The 13,166-nt window shown below is 54.5% G+C and carries 13 protein-coding genes; 5 read left to right on the top strand and 8 right to left on the bottom strand.

Features of this window, described 5'->3' with window-relative positions; translation table 11 throughout:
* Positions 1-20 precede the first annotated feature (20 nt).
* From KI809_RS12365 to KI809_RS12340, 6 genes are all read right to left on the bottom strand, one after another.
* The gene (locus tag KI809_RS12365) at positions 21-1,226 is read right to left on the bottom strand and encodes an iron-containing alcohol dehydrogenase family protein (protein WP_214171881.1); all 1,206 of its coding nucleotides are present in this window, start codon (positions 1,224-1,226) and stop codon (positions 21-23) included.
* Between the two features lie 715 nt (positions 1,227-1,941).
* The gene (locus KI809_RS12360) at positions 1,942-2,376 is read right to left on the bottom strand and encodes an MOSC domain-containing protein (RefSeq protein ID WP_214171880.1); all 435 of its coding nucleotides are present in this window, start codon (positions 2,374-2,376) and stop codon (positions 1,942-1,944) included.
* Between the two features lie 17 nt (positions 2,377-2,393).
* Positions 2,394-3,371, bottom strand: coding sequence for a GTP 3',8-cyclase MoaA (gene moaA, locus KI809_RS12355; protein WP_214171879.1), 978 nt, complete (start codon positions 3,369-3,371; stop codon positions 2,394-2,396).
* A gap of 21 nt (positions 3,372-3,392) precedes the next feature.
* The gene (locus KI809_RS12350) at positions 3,393-4,766 is read right to left on the bottom strand and encodes a sigma-54-dependent transcriptional regulator (protein ID WP_214171878.1); all 1,374 of its coding nucleotides are present in this window, start codon (positions 4,764-4,766) and stop codon (positions 3,393-3,395) included.
* The gene (locus tag KI809_RS12345) at positions 4,754-5,965 is read right to left on the bottom strand and encodes a two-component system sensor histidine kinase NtrB (RefSeq protein WP_214171877.1); all 1,212 of its coding nucleotides are present in this window, start codon (positions 5,963-5,965) and stop codon (positions 4,754-4,756) included. The genes KI809_RS12350 and KI809_RS12345 overlap by 13 nt, the downstream gene beginning before the upstream one ends.
* Complete coding sequence (locus tag KI809_RS12340; RefSeq protein WP_214171876.1) at positions 5,966-7,129, bottom strand: iron-containing alcohol dehydrogenase; 1,164 nt, start codon at positions 7,127-7,129, stop codon at positions 5,966-5,968.
* 538 nt (positions 7,130-7,667) lie between these two features.
* Between KI809_RS12340 and KI809_RS12335 the strand changes: the two genes are divergently transcribed.
* From KI809_RS12335 to KI809_RS12325, 3 genes are all read left to right on the top strand, one after another.
* Positions 7,668-8,930, top strand: a complete 1,263-nt coding sequence (locus KI809_RS12335) for a hypothetical protein (protein ID WP_214171875.1) — start codon at positions 7,668-7,670, stop codon at positions 8,928-8,930.
* Positions 8,931-8,960: 30 nt separating this feature from the next.
* Positions 8,961-9,233: a DUF4242 domain-containing protein gene (locus KI809_RS12330; RefSeq protein WP_214171874.1), complete on the top strand. Its 273-nt coding sequence runs from the start codon at positions 8,961-8,963 to the stop codon at positions 9,231-9,233.
* A 71-nt stretch (positions 9,234-9,304) separates the two neighbouring features.
* Complete coding sequence (locus KI809_RS12325) at positions 9,305-9,835, top strand: AmiS/UreI family transporter (RefSeq protein WP_214171873.1); 531 nt, start codon at positions 9,305-9,307, stop codon at positions 9,833-9,835.
* Here the strand turns inward: KI809_RS12325 and KI809_RS12320 are convergent.
* Complete coding sequence (locus tag KI809_RS12320; protein WP_214171872.1) at positions 9,832-9,990, bottom strand: hypothetical protein; 159 nt, start codon at positions 9,988-9,990, stop codon at positions 9,832-9,834. The genes KI809_RS12325 and KI809_RS12320 overlap by 4 nt on opposite strands.
* 38 nt (positions 9,991-10,028) lie before the next feature.
* Between KI809_RS12320 and KI809_RS12315 the strand changes: the two genes are divergently transcribed.
* Entirely contained in the window at positions 10,029-10,907 is an 879-nt protein-coding gene (locus tag KI809_RS12315) for an SHOCT domain-containing protein (protein WP_214171871.1), read from the top strand.
* Between the two features lie 212 nt (positions 10,908-11,119).
* Positions 11,120-12,544, top strand: a complete 1,425-nt coding sequence (locus KI809_RS12310) for an aldehyde dehydrogenase family protein (RefSeq protein WP_214171870.1) — start codon at positions 11,120-11,122, stop codon at positions 12,542-12,544.
* A 337-nt stretch (positions 12,545-12,881) separates the two neighbouring features.
* Here the strand turns inward: KI809_RS12310 and KI809_RS12305 are convergent.
* Positions 12,882-13,166: hypothetical protein (locus tag KI809_RS12305; protein ID WP_214171869.1), on the bottom strand; the 285-nt coding region annotated here is incomplete at its 5' end.

The raw sequence follows: 13,166 nt of genomic DNA, 5'->3' as shown, positions 1-13,166 counted from the left end.
CCAAACCCCGCGCATCGGGACTACATGCAACCTTTGAAGACGGCGCGCATATTGTCGAAACCGATATCTACCGGGTTTCCTTCGGAGCAGATATCGGCAGCAGCGAACTTGGAAAGGCTGTCGAGGTCCTTCTCCTTGAGGCCGAGATCACCGAACTTGGTGGTGATCCCGAGGTCGTCCTTCAGCTCCTGGATCATGTCGATGAACAGCTCGCCGGCCTTCATGTCGGAGATGTTGCGGGTGTCGATGCCAGCGGCGCGGGCCATCATGGCAAAGCGCTCGGGGCAGGCCGGCAGGTTGAGGCGGCAGACGTCCACCAGAGCGATGGCGTTGCAGAGGCCGTGCGGCGAGTCGTAAAGACCGCCCATGGCGTGGGCCATGGAGTGGACGATGCCGAGGCCGGCGCTGTTGAAGCTGTAGGCAGCAGCCATCTCTGCCCAGACCATCTGCTCGATGGCATGGATATTATTCCGGTTGGAAGCGGACTGGCGCAGGTTACCGAAGATCTCGGTGATGGCCCAGAGGCCAGGGCCGTAAGCAGACTGTACGCAGAGCCGGGAAGCGATCGCCTCAACCGCGTGGGTCAGGGCGTCCATACCGGTGTAGGCAGCCAGGTTCGACGACATGCACTGATGGAGCAGCGGGTCGTTGACCGACTTGTGCGGGGTGCACTGAGGATCGAACAGGGCCATCTTGTACATCTTCTCGGTGTGGTTGATGATGGAGAAGCAGGAAACTTCTGAGCCGGTACCGGAGGTGGTATTGATGGCAAGGTGCGGAATCTTGTTCTTCTTGGTGCATTTGAAGGCGCCTTCGAAGGTACGGACGTCCTGGCCGTCGTGGCTGTAGACCAGCTTGATAGCCTTGGCGCAGTCGGTGGTGGAACCGCCGCCGATGCTGACCATGCCGTCGAACTTGCCTGAAGCGAGCACTTTGGCCCCTTCCATGACTTCATAATCCTTCGGGTTCGGGGTCGCCTTGTCATAAACTTCCGAGGCAACTCCAGCGTGCTTCAGCACGCCTTGCACCGCTTCAATGATCCCGGTCCCCTTGAGGCCGGTGGTAACGATAAGGGCATTGGTCATCCCCAACGCCTTGGCATCATTGCCGACCATGGTGTGGGCGCCGATGCCGATGTTCACGGAGGGATAGGCGTGCTGCATCTTAATCGGGTATTCGCGGGATTCGAGGCTAAGGGTCCTTTTGGCATCTCTAAAATGTGGCATCTGTACTTCCTCCTTTTGGGTGTTGTGTATTAATGAATAATGCAAAGTTTGATTCCATACTGCCTGCAAAACGATCCTGCGCCGGGCCAACAATCCAACTCGTTTTCGTCACCTCCTATAACTTTGTTATAGTCAACTGTCACTCAACACTTAAAAGCTCTATTTACAAGCATTAGGTAAGTTAACAACGCCGACAAACTCATTAAGAGCAAGCAGAATGCCAACACTAATAATTGTTTTAATTCAACATGTTATGCTGATTTACACAAAATGGTCTGGCTTTACCCAAAACCATCCAGGGGAATTTTGAAACATCTTTCTACTATTTCTCCCTGTTTATACCTATGGAGATTATCCACACTGAGGAATTTCACCCCGAGCCGAGCAAACCGTGCCATGGGTTAAATGACCAGACAAAAAATTTCTGATTTTTTTCTGAAGCAGAAAGGAAATGGGGGAGCCCAAAAGATCATGTTGGCTGAAGATTGTGGCGGTTTGCTACACCTCCATAACCATAATGTAGACAATTTCTACACTGAGGGCATTTGCAGCAAAAGCAGCGAAATTGCGCTTGAACACGGCCAACAGCTTGAAACAGTAAGATAATTAGAGGAGGGTCTTTGTCATTAGAGGTTATAAAAGAGTCCAGCGCAGAGCATCGAGCAGGCGAACTGTAGAATTTATCCACAACTCACATGTTTGTTCAGAAAAGGGATCAGGTGAGAATTTCTATTGCAGAGCCTGGAGTAACTACACCGCTGCGTAGCACCTTGGCGAAAATTCCCTCCTTCGGCATGACGCAGTCGCCAGCCTGATAGAAAATAGCGCAACGGGTATGGCACACCTTACCGATCTGGGTTACTTCCAGTAGGGCTTCCCCCACTGTCAGCTGCGTCCCGATAGGTAGCGACGGCAGATCGAGTCCTTGCGTGGTGATGTTCTCGGCAAAATCGCCGGCGGTAACCGCAAGCCCCAACGCCTGCATTTTGGCAATGCTTTCCATGGCCAGCAGGCTCACCTGCCGGTGCCACTCCCCGGCATGGGCATCACCGACAATGCCGTGATTTTCCAGTAACTCAACCTGAGCAACCGGCGTCTTTCTCTCACCCTTATTATGACTGATGCACACTGCAACCACTGTGGCTGACATGGGTTCTCCCGTCCTGTTCATCCGCCAATCGCCGCCATGGCGAATGAAGTATAGCTGTTATCTTGTTCGACAAGCGCATGCTGCTTGGGCTTGCAGGCAACCACCGAACGGAGCGCAGCTGCCAGCCCCTCCTGATCACCTCTGGCCAGGAATGGTTTGAGATCAAGACCATTATCTGCAAAGAGACAGCTGCGTACCCTGCCTGAGGCCGTAACCCGGATACGGTTGCAGTCTTCGCAGAAGTGGCCGGTAACTGGGGTGATGATGCCGAAGTCGCCTGCAGCGCCGTCAATGCGGAAGATCCGGGCTGGCCCCGCAAGCCCGTCGCGCTCTTGGGCAACGAAGGGATACCGCCGGCCGATCTGTTCAAGAATCGACTCTCCCGCGACCACCCGCTCTTGCCAGCCATCAGAACGGATTGACGGCATATACTCGATGAAGCGAACCGTAATGGGCCTGTTGAGAGTCAAGGCTGCAAAATCGAGGATTTCTGCATCATTGATACCGCGCATGACCACCATGTTTATCTTGAGCGGAAAACCAGCCCGCTCTGCTGCTGCAATACCGGCCAGCACCTTATTTACGTCGGCACCGCGAGTGATCCTCGCCAGGGTCTCTGGCTGCAGAGAATCAAGACTGATATTGAGCCGCTGCACCCCGGCCTGTCGCAACGGTTCAGCCATCTCGGCCAGAGCCAGGCCGTTGGTGGTCAGGACCAGCTGTCGCAGGCCGGGAATAGCTGCCAACTGCTCAAGAAACCGGATAATCCCTTTGCGCACCAGGGGCTCGCCGCCGGTCACCCTGATTTTCTCAATACCGTTGGCGATGGCAGCCCTGGCAACCAGCAGCAGTTCCTCGTAGCTGAGCACTTCATGATGCTCCAGCAGCCTGATCCCCTCACTGGGCATACAATAGATACAGCGCATATTGCACCGGTCAGTCACCGACAACCGCAGATAGTTGATGTTCCTGCCGTATCCGTCAGTCAACTCCATAACAGCTCCCAGTCACGGCGGTCATACCTCAAGGCCATAACGTTCCAGCTTGGTATAAAGGGTTTTGCGGTCAATCTCCAACGCCTTGGCCGCCCGGCTCTTGTTGCGCTCCACCTTTTCCAGCACCCGCTGGATATGGTCACGCTCCACAACCCAGAGCGGCATAATCGGCACCTCGGTCGCTGCTGTGCTCACCGGTGCCGGGATATGCTTGGGCGGGGCAAAAGGAAGCAGATCCGAGGAGATCAACGGTTCGGACGCAAGGATGCTGGCGCGACGAATAGTATTGCGCAGCTCGCGGACATTGCCAGGCCAGGAATAGGCACTCAGTGCGGCCATGGCCTCCTCGGTGATCTCCCAGTTATTCGGACCGCTGTCATTGGTCGATTTCAAAAAATAGTATGACAGCGGGATAATATCCTCAGGCCGCTCCCGCAGGGGCGGAATAAATATCGACAGCAGATTGATCCGGTGGAACAGGTCCTCACGAAAATCACCCCGTCCTACACATTCTTCAAGCTTCTTGTTCGAGGCAAAGACAAAACGCACGTTGACACTGATGTCGTGGTTGCCCCCCAGGCGGCGGAAGGTGCCGGTCTCAAGGATTCGCAGCAGCTTTACCTGAACATCCAGAGGCATCTCCGAGACTTCATCCATGAACAGGGTGCCGTTATCGGCCAGCTCGAACAGCCCGGCCCGACCTTTGTTGGCGCCGGTAAAAGCCCCCTGGACATGGCCGAACAGCTCGCTTTCAGCGGTGTTCACGTTCAACCGACCACAATTGACCGTAACAAAGGCCTTGCTGGCCCTGCGGCTGGCATCATGCACGGCGCGGGCGAACAGCTCCTTGCCAGCGCCGCTCTCACCGTAGATCAATACATGTTCGTCGGTTGGGCCATAACGTCTGACTGTCTCCAAGACCTTCTGAATAACCGGGCTCTTGCCGACAATACGATGCTGGTCGAGCTTGCTGATTTCCAGTTTCAAGTTGATATTTTCGTAGCGTAACCGGTTCTTTTCGTACGCCTTTTCAATTACCATCTCCAGTTCATCCAGCTTGACCGGCTTGGTAAGGTAATCATAGGCCCCCTGCTTTATGCATTCCACAGCCGTTTCAATAGTTCCGTGGCCCGTAAAGACGATAATCTCCGGGAGGGTTGATTCGGCGCGCATCAGTTTCAGGACCTCCACGCCATCCATGCCAGGCATTTTCATATCAAGCAGGACCAGGTTGTATGCCTCCTGGCGGTATTTCTCCAGGCCGCTTTCTCCATCCGCTGCAGACTCGACTTTGTAGCCACTCCGCACCAGCTCAATCTCCAGAAGCTCCCGCAGTGGCTTTTCATCTTCGACGATAAGTATTTTTGCCTCTTTACGGCCGGTTAGGGTTGACATATGGGAAGCCTCACTGTGAATTTCGATCCTTCTCCGTGCCTGCTCTCCACAAACACCTTACCACCATGCATCTTGATAATATTATAAGTCACTGACAGGCCAAGCCCAATCCCTTTTCCCACCTCCTTGGTGGTGAAAAACGGGTCCCAGATATGTTCCAGCATGGCGGGCGCAATGCCACAGCCGCTATCGCTGATAGTTGCCGACACGGTCCGGTCATCGTGCTCGACAGTGGCTATTTCGATATTCCCCGGACCTTCAATGGACTGAAGAGCATTCATGGTCAGGTTCAGAAACACCTGGCGCAACCCCGACGCATCCCCCTTGACCATCGGCAGGTCTGCCTTAAAAAGCTCCCTGATCTCGATCCGCTCGTTACGGGCCCGGTGGCGCACCAGTTCGAGCACTTCGCCCAATATTTCATTGATATCCACCAGGCCCACCGCTCCTTCCGATTTGCGGCTGAAACTGAGCAGGCTGTCGATGATCCCTTTGCAGCGGTATGACTCGCGGATTATCACTTCCAGGTATTTCTTGAAATCCTGTAACCTGGGATCCGATGTCAACGCCTCATTATCGCGAAAGCGGCGGAGAAGTGCCTCGGAATACCCTGCTACCGAAGTAAGCGGGTTGTTGATCTCGTGAGCCACACCGGCAGCCAGCAGGCCTATGCTGGACAGTTTTTCGGCCTGCAGTAACTGCAGCTCGTTGAGCCGCTTGTCTGTAACATTGCGGATAAATACCAGTGCCCGGGTCTCTTCGTTGGCATCCTCGATCGGGGTCGCGGTCACGTCAAAATAACGATTGTTCCCGATCCGGTCTGCGAGGGAAAAAGATATCTGGGAATCCTGACCGGCCAGGGCCAGCTCCACCGGGCATGATTCCGGCGCCTGGTCGCGATCCGGATGAAACAGCGACTTGCAGCAGCTACCGATTGTTGTTTCTGTGGGGAAGAGATGGGGAGAAACCCTGTTGCGATGCTGCACGCAGCCGCGATGGTCGTAGATGACAACGCTGTCGCTAATGGCATCAAACACCGCCTGCAGCTCTCCGGTCTTGATCCGCAACTCAAGGTTGGCAGCCTCCAGTTCATTGATCTTCTGCTTGACCTCGGAATAAAAACCGATCTTGGAGCTTTCAAGCCCCAAAAGCCGCTCCAGATTCGGCTCATCTACCTTTGTCCGTTTGGCTTCAGCCATCTAGTAGGCCCTCTCCAGGATGGCCAGCAGGTCCTGGGCATCTGCCTGTCGCGGCGAGGTAACAATGCAGACATCCTTGAGCGCCCGCTTGGCCAATTCGGGAAGATCTTCACGCTTTACACCGATGCTGCGCAGGCTGCGGGGAGCGCCGGCAGCTTCCAGCATTTCAACCAGTATCTCCTGTATAATGTCGGAAGCAACGTCAACATTGCCATCAGTGCGACGACCAAGCCCCCAGGCGAGTTCCGGCAGTTTTTCAGTCACTACCGGGATATCGTACTTGACCACTTCCGGCAGCAGAATAGCGTTGATGCTGCCGTGATTGGCATCGTACAGCCCCCCGATCGGATGCGCCAAGGCATGAACGATGCCCAACAGGGAGTTGGAAAAAGCCATGCCGGCATGCAGACTGGCACGCGCCAGGTTTTCAAGATCCTGAGGCCGCCTCTCCTTGACCGCCTCTACCATGCTCTGAGAAACAAGGCGTAGCGCCTTGATGGCATGCACGTCGGTAAGCGAGGTCGAGGCGACGGAAAAGAACGCCTCTAGCGCATGGCTCAAAGCATCGGTTGCAGTAGTACAGACAAATTCGTCAGGCAGGGTTTCCAGGGTATCCGGATCGGTCAGGCTGATATCCGGGGCAACGCAGCGGCTCATGATGGTCAGCTTGCAGCGCTGTTCGGTATCGTTGATTATGGCAAACTGGGAAACATCTGATCCGGTGCCGCAAGTAGTCGGGCAGAGCACCAACGGTGGCAAAGGCCGGATGATCTTGTCCGGACCGACATAATCCCGGATGCGACCTCCGTTAGAAACCAGTATGGCAATCCCTTTGGCCGCATCCATGGCACTCCCGCCACCCAGACCAACGATGACATCGGCACCGTGCCGGACATATTCCAGCGCTCCGGACTCAACTTCCACATCCTTGGGATTGGAGGTGACATTATCATACAGCACCACTTTCAAACCCGCTTCCACAATATGTTTGAGCGCCTTGTCTACCCACCCTGCGGAAAAAAGGCCCTGATCGCTGACCAGCAAGACTTTGTGTCCACCGAGCCTTCGGGCACATGCCCCAATCTGATTCAAAAGCCCGCGACCGAAAATAATTTCCGGAACCTCGAATTTGCAGTGCTGCATGTTGCTTTGCAGATTACCCATGTTTTATGGCCTTGTTGCTTTAACTAGCTGAATTTTATCCAAAATATGTCTTTTGGCGCTCGACTCATTAGATTGAAAGTATACCAGCAATTGTTATGCCGACATCTAACACGGTTCTATTAATTCAGTCTACAAAAACCACATCCGGAACTCGCATCAGTTATTCCTCTTAATTTTACTCTTAATCTTAAAGTGTGGTGAGAAAAAAATCCCCATTGTTGCCATACGCCACACTCTCTTACGCCCTTCTAGGTGCTGAGTTAAACCACCCCAAAACCCTGAAGATACTTTACAGACCTGACATTCGCCGCAATTTTACTTCCTGGCCAGCCTGCAGTTTTATTCAAGAGAATGTTGTTTTATTTATGGCACCACAGTTGCACAACTCCGTTACCTTAACGATCGGCGCGCCGGGCGACGAGAGTAAATACCAACTGGCCGCCTGCTGTTGACTGGAACAGGGTTACTTTCAACAACAGGGGCCGGAGGACTGCAGGGATTGCATACATGATGCGCCAATATGAAAAGGAGGTAGAACATGAAGAAGCTTATTTCAGGAATTACAGCGCTACTCCTAGCACTGAGCATAATCCCCTCGGCACATGCCGGGTTTGTCATCGGCGGTGAAAACGGTTGGCAGTTATCCACCGACGGTATCGTAGATGTATTTTCCACTTACAACACCACCAGCCCGGTACCGGGCGGCACTCGCTTTACCAGCCTGCTCAGCGACACCGCAGGTGCCAATACCGCCTCTCCGGATCAGAGATTCGGCGTAGGCATCGGACTGTTGCCGTCTGTAGTTGCCTTCAATGTCAAGGCACCAACCACTAATGGCGTTGACTCATCTGTCCGCGTCGGTATCTACCCGGCAATACAAAACAAGAGTGGTACCCGCTTCGACACTTCTCCCAACATCGACTTCCGGGAATTCTTCTACACAGCAAAAGGGGCTTATGGTGAGCTGCTTGCCGGTCGTGCGCTCAACCTGTATCAAGGGAAAAACATCCTCACCGACATGACATTGTTAACTGCAGGCGTTGTGCCGTCGCCGGGACTGCGCGGCAACACCACGCTGGGCCATATCGGCTACGGTTACCTCTACGCCAACTTCGGCCCACAGATTCGCTACACGACACCTGATATCAACGGCGTCAAGGTTGCCCTCGCAGTTGGCGAGCCGTACAAAGTAAGCAGCGATACCGGCAAGACCAACACCCCGCGCGTTGAAACCGAGATCTCTTACGCCGGTAAAATCGGCAACACTACCCTCCAGGCATGGGCTTCCGGCCTGTTTCAAAACGCCCCTCGCAGCGATGCGGCAGCAGCCAGGCCAGGTGCCAACAACCAGTCGCTCGGCGGCGCAGCCGGAGTCAGCACGGGGTTCAGCGGAGTCAACCTGCTACTCTCCGGTTACCTCGGTAAAGGACTCGGCATGGTCAGCGCCCAGGATGGCGATGCGTTTGGTTCCACCGCCACGGACGGCGCCGGTGTTGAGCGTCTCCACTGGGGTTTCCTGGCCCAAGCCACCTACAAGCTTACGCCTGATGTCATGCTCGGCGTAAATTACGGACAGAGCCGCCAGAATGAAAGCGATTTTGACATCAGCAATCGCGGCAACTATGGCACTTCTTATTCAGTACCTATCAGCAAGCAGGAAGCGGCAACAGCCACTGTCACCTACAATTTCAACAAATTCACCCAGTTCGTTGCCGAATACACTTACGCCCAGAACACTTGGCACGACAGTGCCACCCAGCACTCGAACCAGTTCGCTGTCGGGACTATGTTCTACTGGTAGCATTCTGGCACACAAAGAAAGGAGCCTCTCATGCCCAAATATGTCATAGAACGCGAAATATCTGGAGCAGGCACAATCCCTCCCCAGGACCTGCAGGCGATCTCACAAAAGTCGTGCAGCGTCCTCAAAGGACTCGGGCCACAGATTCAGTGGGTTGAAAGCTTTGTCACCGACGACAAGATCTACTGTATCTACATCGCTCCCAACAAGGAGATGGTTCTTGAGCACGCCAGGCAAGGGGGATTTCCGGCCAACAGTGTGGCTGAAGTGAAAAGGATGATCGATCCGACTACGGCCGAATAAGCCGTGGTCTTACCCTCTCCCGGATTCGCCGACGTAGCCGAACCGCCAGAGGATATGACGAGGAGAAATTTATGACGTTAGCACTGCTTGTTTTGATCAGTATCATGTGGATCCCGGTAGGGATGTTCTTCCTGGGATACGGAGAAGCCAAAACTACCGGTTTTGTAAGTGCCGTTGTCGGCGTGCTCGTAGTAATCGGGGCAACTCTTCAGGCTGCAGTTTTCACCGACCCGTTCACCGCCGGACTGCTGTTCGTCTTCGGTGTGCTCTACCTGCAAACCGGTCACGCCCTGTTGACCGGAGTGGAAGACCTGCGCACAGTCGGTAACGGCGCTTTGCTCGTTGGTGTCGTCTGTGCCATTTATGCCTATTTCTTTGCCACCGGCGGCGGCTTGAAGCCCGACGGAAAGACTTTTGTCGGCGCCGCCCCCTATCTGGCATTCATGAACCTCACGTTCGTCGTTATCTGTTTTACCGTTACCGGCGTGACCTATGGCAAGATCAGCGGCAAGATTGCCGCCTGGATGTTCATTGTCCTGACCTTCACCTGCCTCCTGACCCCGGCGTTTTCTCTTATGGGGTATGGAAAGCTCCCGTTCTAAGACGGCAGGTCATGACCATTTGACAACTGGATAAGAACTATTACGTCGGATGTGTATCCGGCGGATGATGGTGCAACCTTTGCATCATTTACCAGGGTCAGGTTGCAACCGCTTGAGGTTCGGCCTGACCCTTTCGCATATTTCGGGGATGACATTTCTATCCCCCCAAATAGGTAGCAAATGGAGGCCTGCCATGGTGCAATCATTCCTGAAACGATGCAACGGCTCCGGCATAACAATGCTGATTCTGCTGAGTGCCACTCTGACCCTTACCGGCTGCGCCGGGTTCTCACCAGCAACGCTGCCATCTAAAGCTCTTTGGCAGCTCCGCGACCAGTATGTGGCTGTGGCACCAAAAGAACAGACACCGAATGCTCTCCCTAATGACCATCCAGCCGACCTTACCGCTGATCAGCTGCAATGGGCGCTGGCATCTCTCAAGTTTCATCCCAAAGAAAACGACACGCCAGTGCCTCTTTTCACCGAATATGAACTTTCGGTGTTGAGCACGAATCTCAGTACTGCTCTCTCCCACGCTACCGCCAACGAAGAGGCTATCTTTGCCACCATCGGCAATCACAGCTCACTTTTAGGCCTGGCCAAACGACCGATGGTCACCACCGGCCGTTTGTTTGTGGCAGAGGGTAAGCTCAACCTGATTCTCGGTAAAATCCATGAAGATGTCTCGGACAGAGAAGACCGGCGGCTCAACCCCTTTGTCCCCGGCTCCAGATCCGGGGCCACGGACGCTAACTTCGGCAGGATCAGGTCGGGTATCAAGGGTGTGGAGTTGAAAAACTCCCGTCAAGACTGGATCCTTATCCCGATTGCCGGACTGACAGCCGCACCGCCACTAACCAAGGAGACTCCAGGGAACAGTGATCGGTCTCCGGAATCTTCCGGAACAGCGCCTGCGGTAAAGAGGGGCGAGGAACCTGCCGGTAGCGTCTCCCAGCCAAGAGCAAAAAGCCCTGAAGATAGGCTAAGGACGCTCAACAGCTTGCGGGAACAAAGGCTGATCACCGAAGACGAGTATCGCAGCAAGAGAACGCAGATCCTCAACGACCTCTGACAGCTGGCCCCGTGAAAGATGCCGAACCATTCTTCAGCATCGTCCGTTTCTTGCAGCATTATACGCCAAGGCCGCTTCCCGAAGGAGGCGGCTTTTTCTTTGCCAAATCGTCGCTACAGTCTTGCATGTATGGATAATTGCGGCAATCTTTATGATTGACATCGGTACTGGATGATTTTGTTGACTAAATATAGGGTTCAAAAGGAGGTAATATGCGCGAGCACTCTAAACTGTATCTGAACGGCCAGTGGTTACCCTCTGCAGGGAACCGCGTCATCGAGGTCACCAACCCTGCCACGGAAGAGGTCATCGGCAGAATCCCTGCCGCCAACGCTGCCGATGCGGAGACGGCGGTTGCTGCCGCACGGGCAGCGGCTGATGCCTGGGCAGGTACACCGGTTGCCGAGCGTGCCGCTCTTCTTGGACGGATTCACCAGGGAATGGCCGCCAGGATGGAAGAACTGGCCCAGACCATCACCACCGAGGTCGGGATGCCGATCAAGCTTTCGCGACGCATACAGGCAGGGCTCCCTGCAGCGGTACTTGAAAGTTATATCAAACTGATTGGCGAGTATCAGTTTGAAGAGCGGCTCGGTAACTCCCTGGTGGTCAGAGAACCGGCCGGGGTCGCCGCCTGCATCACCCCATGGAACTATCCCCTCCATCAGGTCATTGCCAAAGTAGCACCGGCGTTGGCCGCCGGTTGCACCGTAGTTCTCAAGCCGAGCGAAGTGGCGCCTCTTTCGGCCTTTATCCTTGCGGAAATAATCCACGAAGCAGGCTTGCCGGCAGGGGTTTTCAACCTGGTGAGTGGCACTGGTGAATCGGTGGGCGAGCTCCTGGCCAGCCATCCCGACGTTGATCTGGTCTCCTTTACCGGCTCGGTTCGGGCCGGTTGCCGGGTAGCCACATTGGCTGCGCCAACGGTCAAAAAGGTAGCGCTGGAACTGGGGGGGAAATCGGCAGCGGTGATCCTCGACGATGCTGATCTGCCTGCTGCGGTCAAGGGAACTGTCGGAGCCTGTTTCATCAATTCCGGTCAGACCTGCACCGCCCATACCCGTTTGCTGGTGCCTGAGGGGAGCTATGCGCAGGCTGCCAACCTTGCAGTCGAGATTGCGCAAACTTACCAGCCCGGCGATCCCCTGAACGAATCGACCCGGCTCGGGCCACTGGCATCCGCAGCACAGCTGAGGCGGGTACGTAGCTTTATCGAGACCGGCATTAGTGAAGGGGCTGAGCTGCTGACCGGCGGGGCAGCGCCTCCACCAGGAATGAAGCGGGGGTTTTATGTCCAGCCAACCGTGTTCGGCCGCGTTACTCCGGCGATGGCTATCGCCCAGGAGGAGATATTCGGCCCTGTCCTCTCCATCATGACATATCGGGATGAGAATGAGGCCATCGCCATTGCCAACGCCACCAAGTATGGACTGGCTGCCGCAGTCTGGTCAGGAGACCAGACAAGGGCCGAACGGGTAGCGCGACGGCTCAGAGCCGGCCAGGTGGACATCAACGGAGGCTCATTCAATCTGCTGGCCCCTTTTGGCGGCTACAAGCAGTCGGGAATCGGCCGAGAACTCGGGAAATACGGGCTGGAAGAGTTTCTGGAGGTAAAAGCGCTGCAATTCAAGGAATAGCTGATGGAGAACTAAGAAAATAAATAATCAAATAGTGACATCCCATAAAATTTGGTCCTGCTGTTGCATTTAAAAGTGCAGGATTGTTCGGATAAAATCCACACAATCCTGCATCAGGTAGCACATACTGCCATGTGTGCTCCTTTCACAAGTCGGGGGGACGCCCCCGACTTTTTTATTACACGGGCAGAAATTGCTCTGTGAGGGCACCTCCACCTCTCGATGTGTAGCGTTATGCAACGCAATCCAACCATGACAGCCTTGCGAAGGCCTTTTTTAATGAGGAAATTTGCTGCGGTTGTAGACAATAGCTACACAACAGACCGTTACTCTTCTCCTAGTTCTCCAATATCAGTGACCGCAGCCATCGACCATGGCAGTCAACAAAAGAGCATTTACTTATAAGTTTAAGCAAGTTACCAATTTCGGCAAGCATTTCGGATCGACGGAACAGGGCAGTAGCCATGGCAAAGGTTTTGCTAAGCATGGTAAGTCCGCTCCTGGCAATGCTTCGGGTCAACAGCTGGACAAACGGATAAGTAGATGAGGGGTCATATGAAGAACTCGAAGATGACATTATCACAGTCGACGATGAACCTGGACTTTGTGAAGAAAGTAGAGC

Origin of the sequence: Geoanaerobacter pelophilus, assembly GCF_018476885.1 — a bacterium.
Classification (GTDB): domain Bacteria; phylum Desulfobacterota; class Desulfuromonadia; order Geobacterales; family DSM-12255; genus Geoanaerobacter; species Geoanaerobacter pelophilus.
Note: the sequence above shows the minus strand (reverse complement) of the source record. Positions and strands in the feature narration are given on the sequence as shown.

Coding starts and splice junctions, on each gene's coding strand:
- KI809_RS12365 (WP_214171881.1), bottom strand. CDS start 1,226: ATGCCACATTTTAGAGATGCCAAAAGGACCCTTAGCCTCGAATCCCGC.
- KI809_RS12360 (WP_214171880.1), bottom strand. CDS start 2,376: ATGTCAGCCACAGTGGTTGCAGTGTGCATCAGTCATAATAAGGGTGAG.
- moaA (WP_214171879.1), bottom strand. CDS start 3,371: ATGGAGTTGACTGACGGATACGGCAGGAACATCAACTATCTGCGGTTG.
- KI809_RS12350 (WP_214171878.1), bottom strand. CDS start 4,766: ATGTCAACCCTAACCGGCCGTAAAGAGGCAAAAATACTTATCGTCGAA.
- KI809_RS12345 (WP_214171877.1), bottom strand. CDS start 5,965: ATGGCTGAAGCCAAACGGACAAAGGTAGATGAGCCGAATCTGGAGCGG.
- KI809_RS12340 (WP_214171876.1), bottom strand. CDS start 7,129: ATGGGTAATCTGCAAAGCAACATGCAGCACTGCAAATTCGAGGTTCCG.
- KI809_RS12335 (WP_214171875.1), top strand. CDS start 7,668: ATGAAGAAGCTTATTTCAGGAATTACAGCGCTACTCCTAGCACTGAGC.
- KI809_RS12330 (WP_214171874.1), top strand. CDS start 8,961: ATGCCCAAATATGTCATAGAACGCGAAATATCTGGAGCAGGCACAATC.
- KI809_RS12325 (WP_214171873.1), top strand. CDS start 9,305: ATGACGTTAGCACTGCTTGTTTTGATCAGTATCATGTGGATCCCGGTA.
- KI809_RS12320 (WP_214171872.1), bottom strand. CDS start 9,990: ATGTCATCCCCGAAATATGCGAAAGGGTCAGGCCGAACCTCAAGCGGT.
- KI809_RS12315 (WP_214171871.1), top strand. CDS start 10,029: ATGGTGCAATCATTCCTGAAACGATGCAACGGCTCCGGCATAACAATG.
- KI809_RS12310 (WP_214171870.1), top strand. CDS start 11,120: ATGCGCGAGCACTCTAAACTGTATCTGAACGGCCAGTGGTTACCCTCT.